The organism is Deltaproteobacteria bacterium (genome assembly GCA_018668695.1).
In the GTDB taxonomy this organism is placed as follows: Bacteria; Myxococcota; XYA12-FULL-58-9; order XYA12-FULL-58-9; family JABJBS01; genus JABJBS01.
This window is the reverse complement of sequence record JABJBS010000020.1, coordinates 1-22,030: the sequence shown is the minus strand read 5'-3', so window position 1 is coordinate 22,030 and position 22,030 is coordinate 1. Positions and strand designations below refer to the sequence as shown.

Annotated in this window: 18 protein-coding genes; 8 read left to right on the top strand and 10 right to left on the bottom strand. The window is 51.3% G+C overall.

Annotation, left to right across the window (positions count from 1 at the left end; translation table 11 throughout):
• The 4 genes from HOK28_00870 to HOK28_00855 form a co-directional block, all read right to left on the bottom strand.
• On the bottom strand, positions 1-1,262 hold a 1,262-nt coding region (locus HOK28_00870; protein ID MBT6431610.1), incomplete at its 3' end, for an LPP20 family lipoprotein.
• Between the two features lie 95 nt (positions 1,263-1,357).
• Positions 1,358-3,511 (bottom strand): fibronectin type III domain-containing protein, encoded by a 2,154-nt coding sequence (locus HOK28_00865; GenBank protein ID MBT6431609.1) that lies wholly within the window; start codon positions 3,509-3,511, stop codon positions 1,358-1,360.
• A 15-nt stretch (positions 3,512-3,526) separates the two neighbouring features.
• Positions 3,527-5,248 carry a hypothetical protein gene (locus HOK28_00860; GenBank protein MBT6431608.1) on the bottom strand — a complete coding sequence of 574 codons (1,722 nt, stop codon included), beginning with the start codon at positions 5,246-5,248 and terminating at the stop codon, positions 3,527-3,529.
• Positions 5,249-5,257: 9 nt separating this feature from the next.
• Complete coding sequence (locus tag HOK28_00855; protein ID MBT6431607.1) at positions 5,258-6,055, bottom strand: 1-acyl-sn-glycerol-3-phosphate acyltransferase; 798 nt, start codon at positions 6,053-6,055, stop codon at positions 5,258-5,260.
• A gap of 100 nt (positions 6,056-6,155) precedes the next feature.
• Here HOK28_00855 and HOK28_00850 point away from each other — a divergent pair, with 100 nt between their 5' ends.
• The 8 genes from HOK28_00850 to HOK28_00815 all read left to right on the top strand — a co-directional run bounded on the left by HOK28_00850 (position 6,156) and on the right by HOK28_00815 (position 15,100).
• On the top strand, positions 6,156-6,962 hold the full coding sequence (locus HOK28_00850; protein ID MBT6431606.1) for a M23 family metallopeptidase: 807 nt from the start codon (positions 6,156-6,158) through the stop codon (positions 6,960-6,962).
• A 105-nt stretch (positions 6,963-7,067) separates the two neighbouring features.
• Positions 7,068-9,548, top strand: coding sequence for a VWA domain-containing protein (locus HOK28_00845; GenBank protein MBT6431605.1), 2,481 nt, complete (start codon positions 7,068-7,070; stop codon positions 9,546-9,548).
• A 250-nt stretch (positions 9,549-9,798) separates the two neighbouring features.
• A complete protein-coding gene (locus tag HOK28_00840; protein ID MBT6431604.1) occupies positions 9,799-11,691 on the top strand; it encodes a methyl-accepting chemotaxis protein in 1,893 nt (630 codons plus the stop codon).
• 6 nt (positions 11,692-11,697) lie between these two features.
• Positions 11,698-12,237 carry a cyclic nucleotide-binding domain-containing protein gene (locus HOK28_00835; GenBank protein ID MBT6431603.1) on the top strand — a complete coding sequence of 180 codons (540 nt, stop codon included), beginning with the start codon at positions 11,698-11,700 and terminating at the stop codon, positions 12,235-12,237.
• Positions 12,237-12,842: a cyclic nucleotide-binding domain-containing protein gene (locus tag HOK28_00830; protein MBT6431602.1), complete on the top strand. Its 606-nt coding sequence runs from the start codon at positions 12,237-12,239 to the stop codon at positions 12,840-12,842. The genes HOK28_00835 and HOK28_00830 overlap by 1 nt, the downstream gene beginning before the upstream one ends.
• A 32-nt stretch (positions 12,843-12,874) precedes the next feature.
• A complete protein-coding gene (locus HOK28_00825) occupies positions 12,875-13,246 on the top strand; it encodes a DUF423 domain-containing protein (GenBank protein ID MBT6431601.1) in 372 nt (123 codons plus the stop codon).
• A 37-nt stretch (positions 13,247-13,283) separates the two neighbouring features.
• A complete protein-coding gene (locus HOK28_00820) occupies positions 13,284-13,940 on the top strand; it encodes a deoxynucleoside kinase (GenBank protein MBT6431600.1) in 657 nt (218 codons plus the stop codon).
• 2 nt (positions 13,941-13,942) lie between these two features.
• Positions 13,943-15,100: a GNAT family N-acetyltransferase gene (locus tag HOK28_00815; GenBank protein ID MBT6431599.1), complete on the top strand. Its 1,158-nt coding sequence runs from the start codon at positions 13,943-13,945 to the stop codon at positions 15,098-15,100.
• On the opposite strand, the gene HOK28_00810 is transcribed toward HOK28_00815, so the two are convergent.
• From HOK28_00810 to HOK28_00785, 6 genes are all read right to left on the bottom strand, one after another.
• Positions 15,075-15,950 (bottom strand): alpha/beta hydrolase, encoded by an 876-nt coding sequence (locus tag HOK28_00810; GenBank protein MBT6431598.1) that lies wholly within the window; start codon positions 15,948-15,950, stop codon positions 15,075-15,077. The genes HOK28_00815 and HOK28_00810 overlap by 26 nt on opposite strands.
• Positions 15,951-15,954: 4 nt before the next feature.
• The gene (locus HOK28_00805; protein ID MBT6431597.1) at positions 15,955-17,979 is read right to left on the bottom strand and encodes a UvrD-helicase domain-containing protein; all 2,025 of its coding nucleotides are present in this window, start codon (positions 17,977-17,979) and stop codon (positions 15,955-15,957) included.
• Positions 17,980-18,007: 28 nt separating this feature from the next.
• Complete coding sequence (locus HOK28_00800) at positions 18,008-19,717, bottom strand: ABC-ATPase domain-containing protein (protein MBT6431596.1); 1,710 nt, start codon at positions 19,715-19,717, stop codon at positions 18,008-18,010.
• A gap of 45 nt (positions 19,718-19,762) precedes the next feature.
• On the bottom strand, positions 19,763-20,449 hold the full coding sequence (locus tag HOK28_00795) for a hypothetical protein (GenBank protein MBT6431595.1): 687 nt from the start codon (positions 20,447-20,449) through the stop codon (positions 19,763-19,765).
• Between the two features lie 149 nt (positions 20,450-20,598).
• The gene (locus HOK28_00790; GenBank protein ID MBT6431594.1) at positions 20,599-21,093 is read right to left on the bottom strand and encodes a CarD family transcriptional regulator; all 495 of its coding nucleotides are present in this window, start codon (positions 21,091-21,093) and stop codon (positions 20,599-20,601) included.
• Positions 21,094-21,351: 258 nt separating this feature from the next.
• On the bottom strand, positions 21,352-22,030 hold a 679-nt coding region (locus HOK28_00785; GenBank protein MBT6431593.1), incomplete at its 5' end, for a hypothetical protein.

The window sequence follows — 22,030 nt, the reverse complement described above, 5'->3', positions numbered from 1 at the left end:
GTGGCCAACACGCCAACCTTCAGCGCATCCAACGCCGCTTCAAATGCGGCAACCACATCGGCGTGTGAATATTGCCCAGGAGCACCGATGCCGCGAAGATCCACGATGCGAAGTTCAGCATTCAGTGCCGCGCGTTCCACCAAGGTGCCTAAGGCTTTGGAGAGTTCGGCCACCCGTTGCGCTTTATCAACGCGGGCCGCATTTTTTAGATGGCGACCTGCTTTATCGTCTTTAAGAGCAATTTCTCCTTTAAGGATGGTGCTCGCCTTTGCACGCTCTAGGCACGCAAGCGCATAAACTGTTCCGTCGTCTGCAGTCCATACTTCGGGAATGCGTACACCACTGAAGAGTTTATCCGTTGAGATTTTCGTTAAGCTTTCCGATGACTGCGTCTCCAGCGGCACCGAGCTGCTCGATGTATAGGCACCCATGAAATCTTTACTCGCAGAGTCGACCCGCGCCACAAAGATACGGCTCAACGCAGCGTATGCACCACTCTCAGCCAGTGGCCGCTTAGGCCCCATTCCTACACCACAGAGATATTTGTTGTGGGGAAACTCCGAGCCGTAGCCATCGACCCAGCCTGGCTTACCACCGCGGCTCTCTCGGGTCTCTTCCTCATCTCCAGAAGGCCGTGAGGTTGCACCGCCAACTGCGCCGCCGCTTACATCAGCTCCACTTGCAACTGGAGGTGCTGCTGGTGCTGCTGTCTTTTTGCCCATTTCGTCAAAAAGCTTTTCCAAAGAGCCATCATCGGCATGGTTTTTCACCGCGCCCATCTCTTCGGCTTGCTTGATGACTGTTTCAACCCGCTTTAAATCGACCTGCGCCAAGGCGTACATGGTGCCGTCTTTATCGATGTACCGGTCTACAATTTCAGAGCCTTTCAAGCTCTTCTTGGTCAAAGTTTTAATCGCCTGCTCCACTTGCTGGTCGCCAGTGGAATCCATGTAATCTTTCATAAGAGATGCAGTGAACACTTCAAACTGCTTGGCCACTTCGGCACGCGCTCGGTTGTCGGCGGTCATACGCAAAAGTGCTGGGTTCTTAATTCCCCCGGCCATACCCATTCCATAGAAAATCCGACCGGTTTCACCAATGATCGCAGCACTGCCTCGGTTGACCCAACCCGGCAGACCATTGTCATCGTAATTGGTTCCTGTGGTCGCTGTGATTTGGCGCTCCGGGGCACCCGAAGAGCCTGTGGAAGCACATCCGGCAACCAAAGCTAATGAAATCAACAAAGTAGAGAATCGTAGCATTCTTTTGTTTCCTGAGTATTGGGGTTTAATCCCATAAGAGCCCGCGCTCCAACGGAGCATCACAGGCCTAAGACGCATAACGCACCCTAAAGATTCTATTCGGAAACTTCAAACCGCACTTCGCGTGTGCTCCGATTTTCTGAATCATCACGAACACGTACCGTCAAATGATAGCGTCCTGGAGCAAGCTTACCCAGTGGCATAACCAGCTTGTCCGAAGGTCCATCCAAAATACCGTCTGCGGCCTGAGCACGTAGAAAAGGTGCGCCATTCAAAGAAAACACGGCCTCCCGAAGTGGGCCAATGGTATCTTTCGCAACGGCTGTGGCAGTGTAAACACCATCGTCATCATCAACATCCAAACGAGTCACCGACGGCGGCGTATTATCCACGAGCACCGAGCGACTCTCACGAACGTCAGTCTGACCCTCCCCGACGGGATTCGATGGTCCATCGGTGGCCTGGACACGAAATTGATAGTGTCCATCGGGAAGCTGTGTTGAATTCAGCGTAAAGTAAGGGCTTGGCGTATTTTCTTGTAGAACCCGCCAATCTTTCATCCCCGATTCACGTACTTCAAGCTGATACGCCAAAGTATCGCCATTGGGATCATCGGCTACCCAGCGTACCGTTAACGCGCCATCACGGATGACCTGCCGGGCTTTAGACTGCCTCTTTTTCTTTTTGGAGGCTTTGTCTGCCCCAGCGCGAGAAGCTTCAGGGATCTTATCTCCCAGGCTCACAACTTTACTCTCACTCTTGTCACGAAGGACTGGCAAAAACGCGATGCCCTTTCGCAGCGCAACAATCTCTTTCACAAAGGGTGGCAGGTTCTGGCGCAGGTAAGCTACCTGAAGACGGTGTACTTCTGGCGTGACATCATCATCGCCCTTCAAAGTCACACGCAGCTGCATATAGCGGCCACTTAATTTCGTTTTGCTTTGTCCGCCCTTCACGCCAATTTCTCGGGACCACTTCGTCCAGGTTTCATCCGGTGAAGAAGTTTGGCCGGTGCGGATCGCGATGGTTGCTTTGGTGCTGGAAGGAAAAGAACCATAAAGGTTCACTGATCCGAAAGAGGAGTTAATTGCGGCATCAAACGGTGCTGTGAAAAATTCACCTTGCTCTTCATATGCGCCGCCAAATTGAGCCACACGACCACCGCCGCCTCCAATAGAAGCAAAGCGGCCTTTGCCGATATCTACCATTTGCGTAATGCGTTTCGATGGTGACTGATAAATCAAACTCACCATCCTCTTGTCTGCGCTGATGGCGTAAATACGTCCGCGCGGATCATCTCTGCCGGTCGCACCCGTTGAGGCCAAAATGTTACCGCGCCGGTCTACGGCTAAGTCAAAGATGGCTTCATCATTAGAGCCAGCAAGTACTTGGCCAGTTCCCCTCATATCGATTTGCCAAAGCTGCGAGCGTACTTCCACTTTCGACTTCTTACTTTCGACAAGAGCTGTAGCCCCTTTTACCGCAGCCGCATAAACGAATGAGCCCGCCACAACGAGGTCAACAACTTCAGGAAGGCGTGCATCAAAAAGAGCCACGAAATCATCCGTACCTGGCGCTTGACGATAAACCACACCGCGCTCGCCGCCGCCGACAAATGTTCCCAAACTATCACTCAGAACAAGTGAGCGAAGATGCTTTTGTTCAGGAATAAAAATAGGTTCGCCTTTTTTATCAGAACCCACTTCCACAACAGAGCCTGGCTCGCCGGTGGCAAGCATCATCGTTCCGTCGCTCTTGAACTCGATGTCCCACACATAACCAGCTTCTGCCTCATAAAAGACTTCGCTTTTTCCATCTTCCCCAATGCGGTGAATGACCGCTGGTGGACCAGCTGCAATGTACAGAAATCCATCGTGAAACTTTAGGGACGTCACCATCGCTTCAGATACTTCGAGGATAACTTCTTCAGCACCAGAGGAGTCGATGTAAACGATAGATTGCGTATCGACACGTGCGACCGCGACTCCATCCTTGTAAGCCGTTGCTGCGCTAAATGATGCCTCGGGGTCATTGAACCACTCGCGGCTTGCCGGTGGCAGCGTAATCGCTCCATCCTCGCTTAATGCCGTTGATTCGGGATTACCATTTAAGAGAACGCCAAAGCCCTCCAACTCATAAAACCGAGTATCCTCGGATTGAGCGGTGGCACACACACCCATCACACAAGCGGCCGTTACAATTTGCCGAAACACAGACCCACAACTTTGCATATTCAACTTACCCATCATTCTTTGTTTCATTTATTAATACGGTGTAACGCTTAAAGAGACTGTCGTAATGCCTTCAATAACGCCTGGACGTTTTTTAGATTGCTCTAAATCCACACCGGCGTATCGAAGTTCTTGGGAGGGACGTCCCATCAAAGTGACTGCCGCTGTACCTGGTAGAAACGCATGGTCGTCTACTTCAGACTTAAGCCCAACACCTTTTCTCAATGCCATGAAGTAGAGGTTGCCCGCATTGCGAAGCCGGGCAATCCATCTTGCTAAAGACTTAACTGAGCGTGGCATTGGGCCACCTTGAACCATACCCGCAACTTGGTCAGCACCCGTTGCATCACAGGCTACCAAATCAATCCGTTGGCCAGCCCATGCACGAGGCACTTTGAATTTAAATGTTTCAGTATGAGACTTGCCACCAACGCGTAGCATTCGAATCGACGCTGTTACTTCGTCGCCTGGTTTCGCAATCGCGCGGTCGAGGGTAAGGGTTTCGATGATTTCTTCAACGGGGTCAGCAATCCACTCCGCATTCATCTCGACGCGCATGCCTGGCGCTGGGCCAAAAGGTGTTCGCCACAAAGATGCTACAATGCGAGCTACATCAACCGCCGCATAAACAGGCATCATTTCGTTTTTCTCACCGCCATAGACCCGTGAGATTTCGATGGGCTCAAAACCATCGCCTTGAACCGAAGCTTTCATTCGGAGCATTCCCCGGTGACCCACATCGAGTCGCGAACCAATAACACTCGAAAGCCCGACCGCGACCAGTCGAGGCGTTAAGCCTGGATCTCTGGCAACTTCGAACTTAAACGCATCTTCCCCGGCCGGCGTTTTTACCGTGCCTTGAACCGGAAGCATTACCGGGCCTTCACCTAGAATTCCGCCGATAGCCGGCAACCGGTCTTGAACCAGCTCCCCAACCACCGGGCCAGGAGCCGACATCTTAAAGGACCGGCGCTGAGTGGCCATCGTATTAAGAATCGTACCACCGGCCATAGGAATCGACACCGCTCCGCCGCCCATAAAAGGGTGGCCAAACGCTGTGATCTCTTTGCCGCGCACAGTTGTAACGGTACCTGTTGCCGCAATGCTTACATCACCTCGAACCAAGATAGCAGTGATGGTACCACCTGGTTCAAGACCTGGAGCTTGCTGAGTCTGACCACCACCTGCGCCGCCGCCCGCGGGCTCAAAGCCCATGGAGCGAAACCATGGCGAATAGTGATTACGGAGATAAGGCGGCATGCCTGCAATCGACATCGGCGCTGAAATCGGCGCCATACCATCGTTTACCGATGGAGCAACCGCCGCCATTCCTTTGGTGAAAGTATCCCAGTTACCTTCGGCTGCAATTTTCCATGGACGCTTTTCGCCCGGCAGCTTCATCACATCCAGCATATCGTTGATCGGGGTAATCCCGGCGATGGGCTCTTTCGCAAATGCTGCGAAGGCATAACCTAAAGCGCCGAGGAGCTTACCATCAATCGAACATGGGCTTCCGCTCATCCCTGCGACCACGCCCGTAAACTCAGGCTTCTCGCCGATGAGCTTGACCATGGTGAGATGACGACCCGGTCCGAGGTAATCGCGCATCACGCCTTTGACCACAAAGTCAAAGGGCTCAACCTGGGTACCTTCGAAAACTGTTAAACACTGTCCCTTCTGGCCTGGCTTCACCTCGTCGAGAGGCATGGCAGGTGGAAAGGCTAAAGACGCTGCTATTAATAATGGAATGAACACGAGGTCACTCTACTCCAAGGTATCAGGGATGTCACCGCATGGACTTGAACACCAAGCCCCTTTGCGGATGCCACCACGCTTTGCTTCGTAACGGCGCCGCGAAGTCAAATGCAATTCATTCACAGCATGCCACATCAGGTCCAGATGTTCCCGAGCATTTTCTATCTTCCAATCGGTGGTGATTATCGGCTTGCCTACGGTCACCTCAACTACACCTGGCCTAGGAATCAAACTCTGACCAGGGTTAATAGCCTTGGCCCCGTCCATCCCAATGGGTACCACCGGTAAGCCGCTTGCAATCGCCATATGCACTGCGCCCATCTTGAATCGCTTCATTTCGCCGTCTACCGAACGGGTTCCCTCTGGAAACACGACTACTGAATACCCTTCAGGAAGTGATTTCATTCCCTCTTGGATGTTTAAAATGGCTTTATGACGATCTTTTCGGTCAATTAGAATCAAGCCTGCACGCCCAACGACTGCGCCCCAAAGAGGAACTTTAGCCAGCTCTTTCTTCGCAATGTACCGGGTTTTATTGGGCATGATATGAGGAACCAAACACATGTCGATAAAGCTTTGATGGTTCATCACAAAAATAGCGGGTCCAAGTGTTCTAGAATCTGGGCCACATCGGGATACTTTTACTCGAAAAATAAAGAGTACACCCCGCGCCCACCAATGGGGAATGAAAGACCAAGCCCATTGCATCTGAGCAGTCAAAATAGCGAGACCTAATAATATGCAAAGAATACCTGTGTAAAACGCCGCCACGAGGTAAGCCAGCAACCGAATGAGCTCTGGAACCATAGGCAGTCCTTACCAGCCAATATCCGGTATGACCAGAGTCTAGGCCCTCCCAGCGGCCAAGACTGGCATCCACTTGCACCTACTGGTAAAGATTCATCCCATGCTCAGCTGTACTCTCTTGGTCGCCCTTTCCATCTTTGGCTCTACCCAACATGTTTCAGCAGACGTGGTAGGTTCCATCGAAGCCACCCTAACTAAGCAAACCGGCCGCCACGGTCCTGCGCTGGCCGCCCAAACAGCACGGTTACTTGGCTGGAAAGGCGATGTGGCGAGGCAAGTTCACCGAGGCGACAAGATTCGCCTAGTCTATTCAGATAACGAACTCCCCGAGCTTTTGGCGCTTGAATACGACGGGCTCAAACTAAAGATCCGGGCCTACAGCTTCGAGGACAAAGATAACATCAGACGCTACTACGATGAGCAGGGCCGGGGTATTGAACCCGCCATCAAGAATTCACCTCTTGAAAACTACGGGCAAATCACAGAGGTCCCTCAAAGGGGCCGTGGTAAACGAAGCCACGATGGTGTGGACTTCAAGGCCGAAACCGGCACCCCCATCCGCATGCCATTTAAGGGCAAAGTAAACCGCGTCAATTGGTCCACCCGGGTTAATGGGCGCTGCGTCGAAGTCATCTTTAGGAGCGGCAAAAAAGCGCGCTTTCTCCACCTCAACACAGTCCACAAAGCAGTTCAGGCGGGCCGTACACTTCAAGCAGGCGCGCCTCTTGGAACTGTAGGGTCAACCGGGCGCTCGGGCGGCCCCCACCTGCATTATGAAATACTGAGCCCCAGCGGCAAAGTCCTCAATCCGCTTGAGATTCACGGTACCGAAGCGTTTTTTGTAGCGCCCGCTCTGAAAAAGACCTTCCAGCACCAAGTAAAAAAATATCAAAACAGCCTAAGATAACTCAGTAAAAACAAGCAACTCGTAAAAAAGTCGCTCTTTCTCGGCTTTTAAGTGCACAAAATTCATCGCTGCCTCGACCAACCCTGTGAACAAGGAGGCAGTCCCATGAAAACAACTTCTATCCACCCCTTCCCCCGTGCCCTTAGATTAGCCCTATTGATGCTCACCCTGGTGCCCGCGCTCTCCCAAGCCAGCACACCGCGAAGCGTGGTCCATGATGAACTGAAAGTTTTTACAGACCCGGGTAAGCTGCCCATGTTTGAAACCAAGGTTCGCGGCGAGACCGTCAAGCTGCCCCTTCAACACACCCATGTTGATGTGGAAATCACTGCCGGTATCGCTCGGGTTGAGGTCACCCAAACTTATAAAAATCTCTACAAGCGCCCCATCGAGGCGCTCTATACATTTCCCTTACCGATGAACAGTGCGGTGAACCGCATGCAAATGGTCATTGGTGACCGTACCATTGAGGCTCAAATCAAAGAGCGTAAAGAGGCTCGCGCCATTTACGAAAAGGCTAAAGCTCAGGGGCATACCGCAAGCTTGCTTGAACAAGAACGACCGAATATTTTTTCTCAATCGGTTGCCAATATCGCCCCGGAAACCGACATCGATATCGTGGTGTCCTACGTGCAATCGCTCACATACGCCAATCACCAATGGGAATTCGTCTTTCCTATGGTAGTCGGTCCGAGATTTATCCCGCCTGGGCATCAAGACGGCCCAGGGACTCAATCTTACCAAAGGTTGCGCCCGTTGATTCTCGGCCAAGGTGAGCGTCCTGGTCACGATATATCCATGAACCTTGCGGTCTTCAGCGGCTCAGAAATACAAAATTTCGTTGTACCCACCCACGATGTCACGGGTAAGAGTCATACTGACGGCTCTTTGAGGCTGACGCTTTCTAAACACGACAGAATCCCAAATAGAGACTTTATTTTTAAGTACCAAACGGCTTCAGCTCTTCCTGAAGTTTCGGTGCTTACACATCGCGAAGAAAACGATGGCTACTTCGGACTGACACTGGTTCCACCTCTTCCCTTGAAGACAGCACCCACCCCCAATAGCCGGGAGTTTATATTCGTAGTTGACGTTTCGGGCTCTATGAACGGTGTTCCCCTGAACATGTGCAAGGATGCGATGCGAGAAGCATTGTCTCAGATTAGAGCGGACGACACTTTCAACGTGCTTACTTTTGCCGGCCAAACCAAAAAGGCATTTGCCACCCCGCGAAGAGCCTCAGAGCACAACATCCAAGAAGCCATCGCCACCATTGACCGGCTGCGCGCAGGGGGCGGCACCATGATGGCCAACGCCATCCGCGAAGCACTCAACCCCGACACGGAAACCGAGCGAGAGCGCTATGTGTTTTTTATGACGGATGGATACGTAGGCAACGAAAAACAAATTTTCAGCCGAACTCAAAACTTCATTACGACGCTTGAAGAGCGCGGCCAAAAAGCCAGAGTCTTTGGCTTTGGTGTAGGCTCAAGTGTAAATAGACACCTCTTGAATGGGCTAAGCGAAGCCGGCCAAGGAATCACCTTTTACGCCAGCACCCGCCAAGACCCTGCCCAAGGCGTTCGTGAATTTTTCCGCACACTGGAACAACCTTTTCTTTCCAACATCAGTTTAGAATTCGAGGGCCTTGCAATAGCGGATATGGAACCTCAAGTGATCCCCGATTTACTCGCGGGTCGCCCACTGGAAATCCTCGGTCGATTTGAAAAACCGGGTCAGGGTAAATTGCATATCCACGGCATCTTGCGCGGCCGCGAGCATACCATCAGCCTACCCGTCATACTCCCCGGTACCAGCTTCAGGCACGGCGCATTAAAAACCCGCTGGGCACGCGCGCGCCTTCACAGTTTAAGTCGTCAGGCCTGGACTTCGAGTTCTGACAAGCTAAAGCAAGAAATCACCGAGCTTGGACTCGCGCACAATTTGGTAACAGCCTACACAAGCTTTGTTGCGGTGGACTCCAGCGCTCAGATGGACGGCGCAGACTCCTTAACGATTGAACAACCCACACACTTGGCCGAAGGTCTTAACCCGCACACCGCCGGGAACCGCCGACGAAGTGCACCGATGCCGAGAATGTTTCACCAAAAGGGAACGAAAGTTATCCAAAACAACCTGATGGGCAGTGCGGCCACGGGTTCTCGCGGAGCGCCCGTTCCGGAGGCTGAAGTCTCCAAACTTGCTCTCGATGGCCAGGTCAAACTGGCGCGTCCGAGCAAAGTACTAAGCCCCATGACGCCGAGATATCCCCCTCTGAAGTACTTCGTGCAGACCCGGGGAGGCCTAAAACGACATGTCATCATCAAAAGCCTAAAAAAATCACTAAAAGAGGCCCCAAGATGTGTTTTGAGTTCACTCGAAAAGGGCCCAAAAGCAGGCCAAGGCCTTGAAATCACGGTAAACCGCCATGGGCGAGTGGTCTCAGTTACGATCGTAGCGCCGGGAAAGAGTCAAAAGAGCGATCATTGTATCCGGAGCTTTTTTGAAGGGATCCGCTTTCCACCGTCAAGTTCCGGCCGGTCAACCCAAGTTCTTCTCCGAATCAAAAGCCCACTGAAGCTCTAAGTGCCTGACCTCAGGAGACTTATTGCCTCCTGGGGTCCGCCAAGCCCACATTACTTACCGAACCTAATTTAGTTATGCGCCCCCGCTAACGCGTCGCGTCAAAAGACCCCCTCACAACCTAGGAAATTGACACTACCTTAGGCCCCGTTTTACCTTTTTTCTGGAAACACAATTTTAATAATCGATCACAAGGTTTAGAACCCTGCTTAAATACCGCATACAAATTATCTGGGAACGCATTAAACACATAATGCCACAGGTACGACTTACGCACCGTGTATTGGGCGGCTTTATTGCAATGATTGTTGTAACCGGCTTTGTCGGTGGCGCAGGTTTCCTGGGTCTGAGCCAGGTTACTGAGAAAGTCGATTACTTATCCAATCAGGTAACGGCGACCAAAAAGCTCGTTGACGAAACCGTTATCGAGGTTGATGGACAGATTACGGCAGCAAGCCGACTATCAAGTGGTAACGCCAAACAAAACGACGTCCTTGATATTCAGCAGAAGCAGCAAATCATCAGCGAGAAAATCGGCAAAATGTTCGAGATGAGCGTTCTCGACAAAAAGAGACGCGCCGACGTTGATGAAGCTCAAAAACCATACGAAGAGCAACTCGAAATCATGCTCAAATCCTTCTTGGCCTTTCAAATGGCCAAGAGTGACTTCCGACGACATGCTCGTAACATGTCTGATTTTCTTGAAGAGCTAAACGATGCTGACGAGAGCGCCGCCATCTTAGGAATGTGGCACTTCAAACAAGCATACGAAATTGGCTTGATGGAAACCGGTAAAGATCCCGATGATGTTTTCGACAACGTTGAAGAATACATCGAGTCTCAAATTGAAGCCGCTGAAGACATGATGGACAGTGGTGACTTCGATGACATGACCGACGACGGCGACGCAACTTACGCAGAAGCCTACGCAGAGCGCTTTGAACGTCATCAAGAACTCATCATGGATTACGTCGAGAAGTTCAGCGAATTTGTAGAGCACAACGAAAGCTACATTGAGACAGCCGAATCTTACCAAGAGCTGATTCGAACGTTGGCCGCAGATATTGAAAGCGCAGTTGAGCAAGTTATGAAAGACTTGGAATTCGCACGAACCAGTGCAAGCTCTTTCATTCTCCTCTTCATCGTCATCGGTATTGTGATTGGTGTGGTTCTCGCCGGGCTTATTACCCGCTCAATCTCTGGCCCGCTGAACAACCTGATTAATCGCCTACGCGATATCGCGGAAGGTGAAGGTGACCTCACGCAGCGTATTGAGTCGAACAACAATGATGAAATTGGAGAAGTGGCCCATTGGTTTGACCTCTTCCTCGATAAAATTCAAAACACGATTCAGCAAGTTGGTATTACAGCCCACACGCTAAAAGATGCTGCGACCGAGATGCTGGGAACATCAAACGGTATGAAAGACTCAGCTGGACAAACAGTTGACCAGGCGCATGTTGTTTCAACCTCATCGATTCAGGTCAGCGAAAACGTGAACAACGTTGCAACTGCTACCGCTGAAATTGATACCAGTGTTCGTGAGATTTCAAACAACATCACTGAAGCTGCTGAGATTGCTGCTCAGGCTGTTGGCGCTGCCGAGGCAACCACAGAGACGATTACCCGTCTTGGAGCCAGCAGCTCGCAAATTGGTAACGTTGTGAAGATGATTGCTTCGATTGCAGAGCAAACCAACCTTCTCGCTTTGAACGCAACCATTGAGGCCGCCCGAGCTGGTGAAGCCGGTAAAGGTTTTGCGGTTGTTGCGAATGAGGTTAAGGAATTGGCAAAAGAAACCGCCAAAGCCACTGAAGAAATCAGTCAGCAAGCTCTTTCTATTCAGACAGAAAGTGGCGGCGCAGCCAGTGCGATTGACGAAATCTCGAAAATCATCGTTCGAATCAGCGACTTCACAAACGTTGTTGCGGCAGCGGTTGAGCAGCAAAACGCTACCATCAATGAGATTTCAAATAACCTCACAGGTGCCGCGAGTGCTTCGAATGAGATTGCAACCAACATTCAAATGGTTGCAACCAACGCCGAAGATACCTCAATGGGTGCTACCCAGAGCCAAGGCGAGGCTGAAAAGCTCAACGTTATGGCTGCAGAACTTGCCCAGCTTCTGGGTCAATTCCGATATTGATTCAAAATGGATCATTCCCATTACGCAAAATTCCTCTCTCACCTGCCCGTTTTTAGTAATTTAAGCGACGAAGAAATCGGCGAAATTGTTCGGCTCTTTAAACCGGCGACGATGAAAGCTGGAGAGATCCTCGTCAGTGAAGGTGACACCAGCCAGTCCATGCTCATCATTGAGTCGGGCCAGGTCGCAGTCGTGAAGACCACCCACCAAGGTGATGAAAAAGTCCTCGCCATTCTAGATGCCCCCACAGTGATTGGAGAGCTCTCCTTACTCGACGGTATTAAACGCTCGGCCACCGTTCGCTGTGCCAAGGATGGGCAAGCATGGCGCATTGAGCGCGCCGACTTTGAAGTTCTGCGGCAAAACTTTCACCCTGCCGCATTCAAAGTCTTACATAACTTAGGCCTGATGATGGCTGAACGCCTTCGCAGCACAAACACACGTATCTCAGAATTTTTCAGCCAACCCGGCGACTCACTCGAGCTGATGCAGAAGCGTCAAAAAGAGTTATGGGAACAACGACTCAAAGAGCGCGGTGATATGTAATGGCGAGCGAAGTAGACAAAAAAGCAGCCTTCATTCGCCAGCTCCCACTCTTTCATGGCTTCAACGACGCCGAATACCTCGACATGGCGGAGAAAATGAAAGTTCATCGCATCGAGGCAGGAATGTTTATCTGCAAAGAAAACGCGCCGGGCGATACCTGCTTTATTATCGCACGCGGTCAGGTTGATATCCTCACCGGCCGCGGCAGTCAGGTCCATAAGCTTTGTAGCCTTGGACCCGGGCATGCCATTGGAGAGATTGCTCTTATCGATGGGAATCCTCGCAGCGCCTCCGCCCGTGCAACAGAAAACGTCATTATCTTTTCGCTCAAGCGGGAGAACTTTCTAGCTCTCGTCAACGAAGGCAACCACGCAGGCTATAAGCTTTTACAAAACTTGGTATCCGTTCTCTCGGACCGGGTGCGACAGGTTGGCGACCGTTACGTGGATATCTTCTCAAAGCCAGGCGACACCATCGCCGAACTCAATCAGCGCATGGGTCAACTCCAAGACTTACAGGCTATGGTTGCTGGCAGCGGCGATGCAAAGAAAGATCTTTTAGAATTGGTCGGTTACACCGGTCATCTTGCACCCTCCTCTAAGTGACGTCATAACTGCTCTCCTTTGAGGAGAGAACAATGAGTCAGATTTTTATCGTAGCCAGCTCGCTCTTAGGATTTCTCGGCGTTGCCTTGGGAGCCTTCGGAGCCCACGCATTGAAGCAAAAACTCAGCCCCGACATGTTGGTCATTTTTGAAACTGGTGCACGCTATCATCTGATACATGCTGTGGTTTTACTCGGCATTGGGATTCTCGCCCGGCACATGGATACTACCGCCATCAAAGTCTCCGGCTTTGCGATGATATTTGGTATCATTGTTTTTTCCGGCAGCCTCTATGGCTTAGCCATCTCAGGCATCCGAATTTTAGGGGCCATTACACCCATCGGAGGTCTGGGATTATTGGTCGGATGGGCTGCTTTGGCCATGGCTGCGTTCCAAAATCCTTAGTTTGCAATTCGGCGATGGGTCAGGTTAAGGAGAGCCCATGAAAACGGGCCCTACAATCAAACAGCGCTACATCTGTATCGATGGCCCGATAGCTGTTGGTAAGACGACTCTGACGCTCAAATTAGCGGAATATATCGGCGCTAAGACGGTACTCGAAGAATTCGATGACAACCCCTTCCTACGTGAGTTTTACCTCGACCCAGACAAAGTGGCATTTCAAACTCAAGTCTACTTTCTGCTCGCTAGATTCAAACAACAAGAAAAGCTTCGGCAACAAGACCTCTTCAATCGCTCTATGGTCAGCGACTACCTCTTCGCCAAAGACCGTATTTTTGCCTACATGAATCTAGAAAGAGAAGAAGCAGCTCTTTATGAACGCATCTACGATTTGGTGCGCCCTCAGCTCCTTCAGCCGGATTTAGTCATTTACCTTCACGCCCAGCCAGAAACGCTCGTCGACCGCTTAAAAAAGCGCGGTCGCACCTATGAAAATACGGTTGAGCGTACCTATCTTGAAGAACTGATGCAGGGTTACAATCACTTTTTTGCCCACTACGATGAAACACCGCTTCTGATTTTAGATACCTCTAAGGTAAACTTTGATGCCAATGATGACGACTTTCAACAACTCCTCGAACTCATCGCCAACACCACAGAAGGAACGCATCGCCACACGCTCACCCCACGGGTCTAAGTGTGACGCTTGAAGTTCAGGTATTAAGTAGGCTCTCAGAGATAGAGCCTGAAGCGTGGGATGCTCTTGCGCCCGCCGACAACCCATTTGTTCACTTTCATTTTTTAAACGGCCTCGAAGAGTCGGGAAGCGTGGGCTCACCGCAAACGGGTTGGGTTCCTCGTCATGTGGTCGTCAAATCTGAAGGCCGCCTAGTCGGCGCACTTCCTCTCTACGAGAAATACGATTCTTACGGTGAGTACATTTTCGATTGGTCTTGGGCCCGCGCCGCAACCCAAGCCGGTATCGAGTACTACCCCAAGCTGGTCTCATCTGTGCCCTTTACCCCCGCCTCAGGACCACGCCTCCTACTAAGTACCACCGATGACCCTGAACCCGTTCTGCAGGCTCTCTTCAGTGGCTTAAATGCTGTCTACGAACAAACCGGCGCCTCAAGTATCCACGTCCTATTTCATACCGAACAAGAGCAAAGTGCTTTTCGAGAAATAGGCTTGGCCTCTCGTCTGAGCCACCAGTTTCATTGGAATCGGCGCCCCGGCTGGAGCACATTTGATGACTATCTCTCCAGCATGCGCGCAAGCAAACGCAAGCAAATTAGAAAAGAGCGCAGGAAAGCACAAAGTCATGGGCTTAGGCTGGAGATGGTTCGAGGTGAGGACTTAAACGAAGAGCAGTGGAAGGCACTTTACATCTTCTACCGCCAAACCTGTCATCATAAAGGGGCGATCCCTTATCTCAATCTCGAGTTTTTTCAATACATCCAAAAAAACATGGCAGGTTCCGTTATGGCCTCACTCGCGAGCCTTGAAGACACGACTGTGGCCGGTTCGTTATTTTTTCACGGTGCTCAGAACCTCTTTGGTCGTTACTGGGGTTGCACCGAGGACTTTAGCCATTTGCATTTTGAACTCTGTTATTATCTCCCCATTGAATGGGCGTTTCAGAATGAGATTCATAAGATTGAAGCGGGAGCGCAAGGCGAGCATAAAATATCGCGAGGGTTTGATGCAGCTGTTTGCCACAGCTCACACCATATGAAGCACGCTGGATTTTGGGATGCTATTCAAAACTTTTTGAAAGAGGAAGCCGACGGCGTCACACGAACCGTAGAATATTACCGTACGCACAGCTCTTTCAAGAATGGTCAAGAAGAGGATTGAGAAACTCGGCGATGCTCGTGGCTACGGCTACATGAGACTCCATGTGAACATGGTGACCTCCCGGAATCTTCTCAACTTTTAAGCCATCGAGCGAACCCCGGCGCCGGCTGTAGGTCGACTCAGGAAATCTCATCCCCGACTCTCCCAATATAAGCAGCGACGGTGCAGCGATGGCTTGAAGAAAAGCCAGAACATGCTCCTCGCTCAAGCGAAGCGATGAGGGCGTTTTAAGCCGCCCATCAGTAGACCAGGTGTAGCCGCCTGCCACTTGCTTCGTTCCTCGTTCAACCAGTAGGCGCGCCGCCTCAAGAGGCAGACCTTGCACAGCTTCCGAAAGCCTCTGAGCAGCTTCTTCCCTATCCTTGAAGGTCCGAGCATTTCTCACAACTTCTTGTTCCAGCCTGTTGCGAACATGGCGGGCAAGCTGCGCGGGAGATTTCTCAGGAGTTGTCGTTAGAGGCCCCAAGCCTTCTAGGAGAATCAGGCTTCGAATACGCTCGGGAAAAGTACCCGCGACCAGTGTGGCTATTCCCGCACCCATCGAATGGCCCATCAAGACAAACTTTTCCCAGCCCAGTGCATCCACCAATCCGGTAACCGGAGCCACCCAATCCGCAAATGCATACGATGCGCCCGCTCTTCGGTGATCTGATAAGCCGTGACCGGGAAGGTCCACAGCCACAAGGCGGTAGCCTGCTCCCAAAATTTGAGCCAATGGGGCAAAGCTATTGGCATTGTCTAACCAGCCGTGCAGGGCCAACACAGGGACGCCATCTTCCGGCCCACTGGTCCAGCCTCGTATGGTCTGCCCGAGTACAGAGAGCTCGATGGATTCAATTGAATTTTCCACAGTCTTAAACCTCGTCCATTTCCAGCTGAGCCCGTATCTTGGCCAGAAAGTCCTCCGCTTTCGATTCAGTCATTTCGTCGGTTGGTGGTGAATTACGATTCCACCGCAGCACACCGTCGCCTTCGGGCAGCTCTTCTAAAAAGCGCGAACTACCGCGCTCCATCATTTTTCCTCGACTGGAGCGATACAGACACTTGGTTAACCAAAGCCTCTGTTTGGCGCGCGTTATGCCCACATAGCAAAGTCTTCGCTCCTCAGAGAGGTCCCCGCCAAGCTCAATCGTTCGGCGATGCGGGAGAAGTTCTTCTTCCATACCCACCATAAAAACTGCCGGGTACTCCAGCCCTTTGGCACTGTGTAAGGTCATCAACGTGACCTTCCCTTGGTCGTCATCTTTTTCATCGTTCTTCACAAGCGACGACATGAAAATGAAGTCTTCCAACGGAGAAGTGCTATGCGGATTCATCGCGGCAAAACGATGAGCTGCGTTGATGACTTCATTAACATTTTCAATGCGTCGTTCACTTACCGTCGCAGAATCATCTGCAGCAATGATGACGTCACGCAACTTAATCTCCTCGATTAAGCTCTCTACATGGCCTTGGAGTTGGTGTGGCTGAGCATCTTGCATCTGTGCGCCAAAGTTACGAATCAGACCAACAAATTGCTGAGCCCCTGCCTGAGCGGCTTTAGGAATATCGGGAACCTCTGAAGCGCGGCATAGTGCGCCATAAAGTCCGCAATCATTCTGCTCACCAAATGCGGCAAAGCGTTGCAGGCTCGTGGGACCGATTCCTCTCGAAGGCATATTCACAACTCGGCGTAATGAAATCTCATCGAATGGGTTGTTGATGGTTGCAAGATACGCCATCACATCACGGACTTCTTTGCGTTCGAAAAAAGCCTGACCACCTACAATGCGATAAGGAATCTTATCGGCCGCAAGAATCTCTTCTAAGAGGCGGCTCTGTAGGTTTGACCGGTAGAGTACGGCAATGTCTTCGTAACGCATGCCCTCAAATACAAGCTTACCAATGGTCTCTGATACAAGCGTGGCCTCTTCCTCGCCATCTTCACAGGTCACCACATGAATGGGCTCGCCCTCGCCGTCGGCAGACCAGAGCTTCTTATCTTTTCGAACCTTGTTGTTCTGGATTACCGAGTTTGCGGCGTTTAAAATATGCCCCGTTGAACGGTAGTTTTGGTCTAAGATGACTTCTTTGGCGCTTCCAAATTCGCGGCCAAAGCGAAGGATATTATCCACCACAGCGCCGCGCCATGCATAGATACTTTGGTCATCATCACCAACCACACAGACGTTGTTGCGCTCGCCAGCTAAAATCTTAAGCATCGCCAACTGGTCTGAACTTGTATCTTGGTACTCATCGACGAGAATATAATCGAATTTCTTAGACCAGCGCTCGCCTACTTCAGGAATCAGCAGAACGTCCATACTGCGCAGGAGTAAGTCATCAAAGTCTACAGCGTTAAAGGCACGCATCTCGGCCACATAACGCGGATACAGTTCATAGGCAGCCAGTTCGTAATCATCGCCCCAATCGATCTCTACTTCTTCTCGGCGCTCACGTTTGGTTTTCAAAATGATATCGAGAATTTTCCCTGCGTCGAGTCTTCTGTCGGCTACTCGCACACGGCGCATCAGTTCCCGAACCAAACTCATTTGGTCAGCCGTGTCGTAAATACAAAACCTTTTGGCGAGACCCGCGGCTTCATGTTCTGCTTTAAGAATAGAGAGACCGAGGGCGTGAAAAGTGGACAACTGAACTTTCGAACCATCGGCGCCAACCAAAGAGCGCAAACGTTCTCTCATCTCTCCAGCTGCCTTATTCGTAAACGTCACACCCAAAATTCTTGAAGGGCTTGTACCATCGCCAATGAGCCGGGCGATGCGATAGATAATAACGCGCGTTTTACCACTGCCTGCGCCGGCCAAGACGAGGAGAGGCCCGTCATCATGCATGACGGCATCACGCTGACGAGGGTTAAGAGTATGAAGGTCCAGTCGCAAAATTTTTTCCTACCGCTTGGGAGCTTATTCAAGCACCCTCGTTCATCTTCAAGATTCTGATTCTCGTGAGTACCGCAGCCAATTCGTACTTCCTAAACCAGGCGAGGTCCCCAGAAACCCGCCGAGCAATCGATTCGAGTCCATCGGTATGGACCATGCTCTCGATATCATCAAGTGATTCGCGCAGCGTTTGTTGATTGCCCGATGCGCCTTGCGCCAAGCCAAGTAAAACCTGTCCGATGGCGCGCACTTGCGCTTTTTCGACCAGCTGCTCCACACAGCCGATTCGCACATCTTCATGGCCAAAACTCATCAAATCGATATCACGTACACGAACCTTGATGCCTTTAGGGCCCGCACCTGCTCCCAGCGATTTGAAGTTGGGTTGGCGGTTTTTAGGAACACTGTATCCTACCTGCGTGGGCGCGCGTTCACTCACGAGTTCAGTGGCAATCGAACGCGCTTGCTCAGTCACATCCAGTGGTCGGTACTGCTTCATCATGATCACCGTATCGGCAACATCGAAGTAATCGCCCGCTCCCCCCATAACCAAAAGACTCGAAACACCATTGTTTTCGTAAAGGTCCCGAACGCGATCTAGGAACGGCGTGATTGGCTCATCATTTTTGGCAACAAGCTTTTGCATCCGCAAATCGCGAATCATGAAATTAGTCGCGCAAGTGTCCTCATCCAGTAACAAGGTCGAGGCGCCCATCTCCAAGGCTTCAGAAATGGCGGCAGCTTGAGAAGTTGAGCCGCTGGCATTGGTCGTAGAAAAACCCGTGGTGTCCTCACCGGAAGGTAAATTCGTAATAAAGGCCGAAATATCTGTATGGACGACGCTGCGGCCATCTTCAGCTCGAATCTTCACTGCATCTGCTGTGGCCACCACCCGTTCACGGCCATCGCCAGGAACATGGTCTAAGTAACCTCTTTCAATCGCTCGCAGCAGCGTAGACTTGCCGTGATAACCGCCGCCAACAATTAACGTCACACCCTGTGTAATCCCCATGCCCGAAATACTACCGGAGTGCGGGGTTTCTAGAGTCACTCGCAATGATTCCGGCGACTCAAAGAGGACGGCTTTCGAAGCGGGTCGATCATCAGCGCCCGAACGACGAGGCAAGCACGCTCCATCGGCCACAAAAGCTATCAACCCTTGGGCCTTGAGTGCGCCGCGTAACGCCGCGCTGTCTTCAACCGTTTCACAATGGGCCCGTAAACGCTTGAGCTCCCATGCGCCTTGAACCAAAGCCTCACGCACACAGTCGGCGAGACTCTGCGTCAAGAGGACTTGGGCCGCTCGCCCTGCAATACGCCGACCGTTGGCCGGCAATCCCACAAGAAATCGAGCTTGGACTTCACCGAGTGAATTCACCTGAAGACTTGTACGCTCAAGCACCTGCTGGCCTGGCTCAAGCATCTGAATCAGACCACTTTTTCCACTTCCGCTGCGGGTACTGTGCCGAGCAAGAACCTGGCAAAATCGGCGGTTTAGAAAATCCGCAGTTGCACGTCGTAAAACAGAACTCTGAGTAGAAAACTTAGGCAAACCTGCCACGTCACTGGCTAGGGTTACGCTGACCCGGGTGGGTTCAGCGAAGGGGTCACCCTGAACATGCTCAATATGAAGTTCAAAATCACCAAAGCTGTAGGAACCACGAATGTCTTTATAGGTTCGGTAACCTTTGCCGTCCATGCGCCGCACAGTTTCAGCAAGCTGGTTCCCTGTACGCATCATTTCAACCTATCGGATAAGAGAGCCCAAGGCTCGGGGCAAGATTTAGCCAACCATCCCGGTTGCCATATTTTTACGTGCCTGAAGTAATCCCTTTAACGAAAAGAGATTAAAGATAACCAAGAGAACCAAAACGACGATAGCAACGATAAAGCCAGTCTGCGCCTCTCCAGGTACTCGGCCAACTTGGATGATGCGCACGGTATCCGCTTCGCCTAAAAACCGGTCATGGTAAACTTCTAGCAGCCGCTGGTATGTAGAGTCTTTGGTTGGATCGACCACACGACCCGAGACGGCAACTTTTGTGGCAATGCCGTAGACATCTTCATCGGGCGGTACCTCGATAAAAATTCCGCCGGAGCCTAAAAGCCGAAAATACCAATATTCCTGACGGTTCAGCGATAGGTCACGCATGATGGCCTGAGACAGCCCTCGGTGCTCCGTGATTCCCTCAAGCGAGATATATGCGTTGTGGGGTAAGACTTTAGCGCCCACTTCGATGACGTCACCAATGGCTGTTGGTACAGGTGCGACTTGAAATTCATACCGAGCTTGGTCAACCAGTCCCGAGAGAAACCAAATGACTGCTGCGAAGAACAAAGTGATGGTCACAATGTGGCGAAAATGACGAACCTGCTTACGACGGTAGGTCTTGAGTTGTTCCTCTAGACCACCACCGGCAAAAAATCCGGCTTCCACAGCTGATGGGGGCGATGACTTGCCTGAAGACACGTGATCCTCCGTGACCTGTCCCTTGAGGCATTAACCCAGTGGAGACAGAAAAGCGCAGTACTGGCGTGGCCTGAATATTCAGGTCACACCAAAAAGCACGCTATAAATCACAAACGATTTTTTGGAAAGGTAAGAGAGACGAACTGGATTTAGGGGAGTTCAAAGATTCTCTTGAAGTCAGCTTCGATTTCAGTTTCGTCACAGCCTCTTGCCACTGCAAGTTCACGCACCAACAACGAACGTGCCGTGTCGAGTAGCTTCAACTCACAAAAAGAGAGGTCTTTGTCGGTCTTAAGAATGTAGAGGTCGCGTAGAACTTCAGCAACCTCGAAGACTGATCCAGTCTTAATCTTTTCCATGTACTCACGGTATCGACGGTTCCAAGTGGTTGTATCAACGCTCAAGTTCTTCATCTTAAGAATCTTGAAGACTTTTTCAACCTTGGCCTTAGAAATGACTTCACGAAGTCCGACCTGGCGTACGTTGTTGATTGGCACCATGATTTTCATGCCGTTTTCAAGAATTCGGAGAATGTAAAAAGTCTGCTCCATACCACCAATCGAACGATTTTCGATTGCTGTAACCTCGCCTACACCGTGAGCTGGATAAACTGCTTTGTCACCGACCTTGAAAGATTCACGCATGAAATCTACCTTTCGAATAAGAGCCTCGAACTCGGCAATTTTGTAATGTACAGCTTACCTGCACCTACACGCGCCGAACCGGAAAAGTGAACGCACTATATCACAAAAAACGCTAATGCACCAAGAACAATCGTAGACCGCCCGATCGAATCGCAACCACCCGCAATCGTTTTAGAATATTAAGAATACATCAATTTTGACGAACTTCAATTTATGTTCATTCATCAAGAAGTGAACTTAATTGATTGATGGAAAGTTCTAAACCCGCTCAAGGTCTGAGTCGGATAAAATCTTGGCGGCCTCTGAGAGCGACTCCAGCACTCTATCGCGAGATTCCTCAGCCTTTTCAGCACGTTGGGCACCCGCCAACGCATCCTTGCGAGCTTGTTCCAAGTGTAGATTCAACTCATCACGCTCTTTTTCCAAGTTACGGTGTAAAAGCTTAGATTCGGCTAGATCATGCTCGAGGGACTCTCTGTTTTGAGCCTCTTTATCGGCTAAGCCTTCCCGGGCCTCTCGTTCTTCGCGCGCGGCCGCAACCTGCTCTTCGAGTTGGTTTTGGGCCTCGCTGAGCGTTCGATTTTCATGTTCGAGGCGATTCACACGATTTCTTAGCTCAACGGTCTCCCTGTTGCGTGTGCTCTCATCAAGTAGCCGCTCACTGAATTCCATCTCCCGCTCTTCAAGATTGGCCTCAAGCTCCCGGATCCGCGCTCGCAGACCTTGAATCTCCTCAATATCCGCCGCTCGAGGCGCTTCAGCTTGCTCGTCCAGATCAACGTCATCAGCTTCGGGCTCAGGCTCGGGCTCGGGCTCGGGCTCAGGTTCAGGCTCAGGCTCAGGCTCAGACTCAGGCTCAGGCTCAGGCTCAGGCTCAGCTTCAGGCTCGGGCTCAGGCTCAGGCTCAGGCTCAGGCTCGGGCTCAGGCTCGGGCTCG

What these genes read in the sequence shown, in the direction of transcription:
- HOK28_00800 (MBT6431596.1), bottom strand. Translation starts at nt 19,717, where the DNA reads ATGCGTACAGGGAACCAGCTTGCTGAAACTGTGCGGCGCATGGACGGC.
- HOK28_00840 (MBT6431604.1), top strand. Translation starts at nt 9,799, where the DNA reads ATGCCACAGGTACGACTTACGCACCGTGTATTGGGCGGCTTTATTGCA.
- HOK28_00845 (MBT6431605.1), top strand. Translation starts at nt 7,068, where the DNA reads ATGAAAACAACTTCTATCCACCCCTTCCCCCGTGCCCTTAGATTAGCC.
- HOK28_00865 (MBT6431609.1), bottom strand. Translation starts at nt 3,511, where the DNA reads ATGATGGGTAAGTTGAATATGCAAAGTTGTGGGTCTGTGTTTCGGCAA.
- HOK28_00835 (MBT6431603.1), top strand. Translation starts at nt 11,698, where the DNA reads ATGGATCATTCCCATTACGCAAAATTCCTCTCTCACCTGCCCGTTTTT.
- HOK28_00790 (MBT6431594.1), bottom strand. Translation starts at nt 21,093, where the DNA reads ATGCGTGAATCTTTCAAGGTCGGTGACAAAGCAGTTTATCCAGCTCAC.
- HOK28_00855 (MBT6431607.1), bottom strand. Translation starts at nt 6,055, where the DNA reads ATGGTTCCAGAGCTCATTCGGTTGCTGGCTTACCTCGTGGCGGCGTTT.
- HOK28_00850 (MBT6431606.1), top strand. Translation starts at nt 6,156, where the DNA reads ATGCTCAGCTGTACTCTCTTGGTCGCCCTTTCCATCTTTGGCTCTACC.
- HOK28_00825 (MBT6431601.1), top strand. Translation starts at nt 12,875, where the DNA reads ATGAGTCAGATTTTTATCGTAGCCAGCTCGCTCTTAGGATTTCTCGGC.
- HOK28_00830 (MBT6431602.1), top strand. Translation starts at nt 12,237, where the DNA reads ATGGCGAGCGAAGTAGACAAAAAAGCAGCCTTCATTCGCCAGCTCCCA.
- HOK28_00820 (MBT6431600.1), top strand. Translation starts at nt 13,284, where the DNA reads ATGAAAACGGGCCCTACAATCAAACAGCGCTACATCTGTATCGATGGC.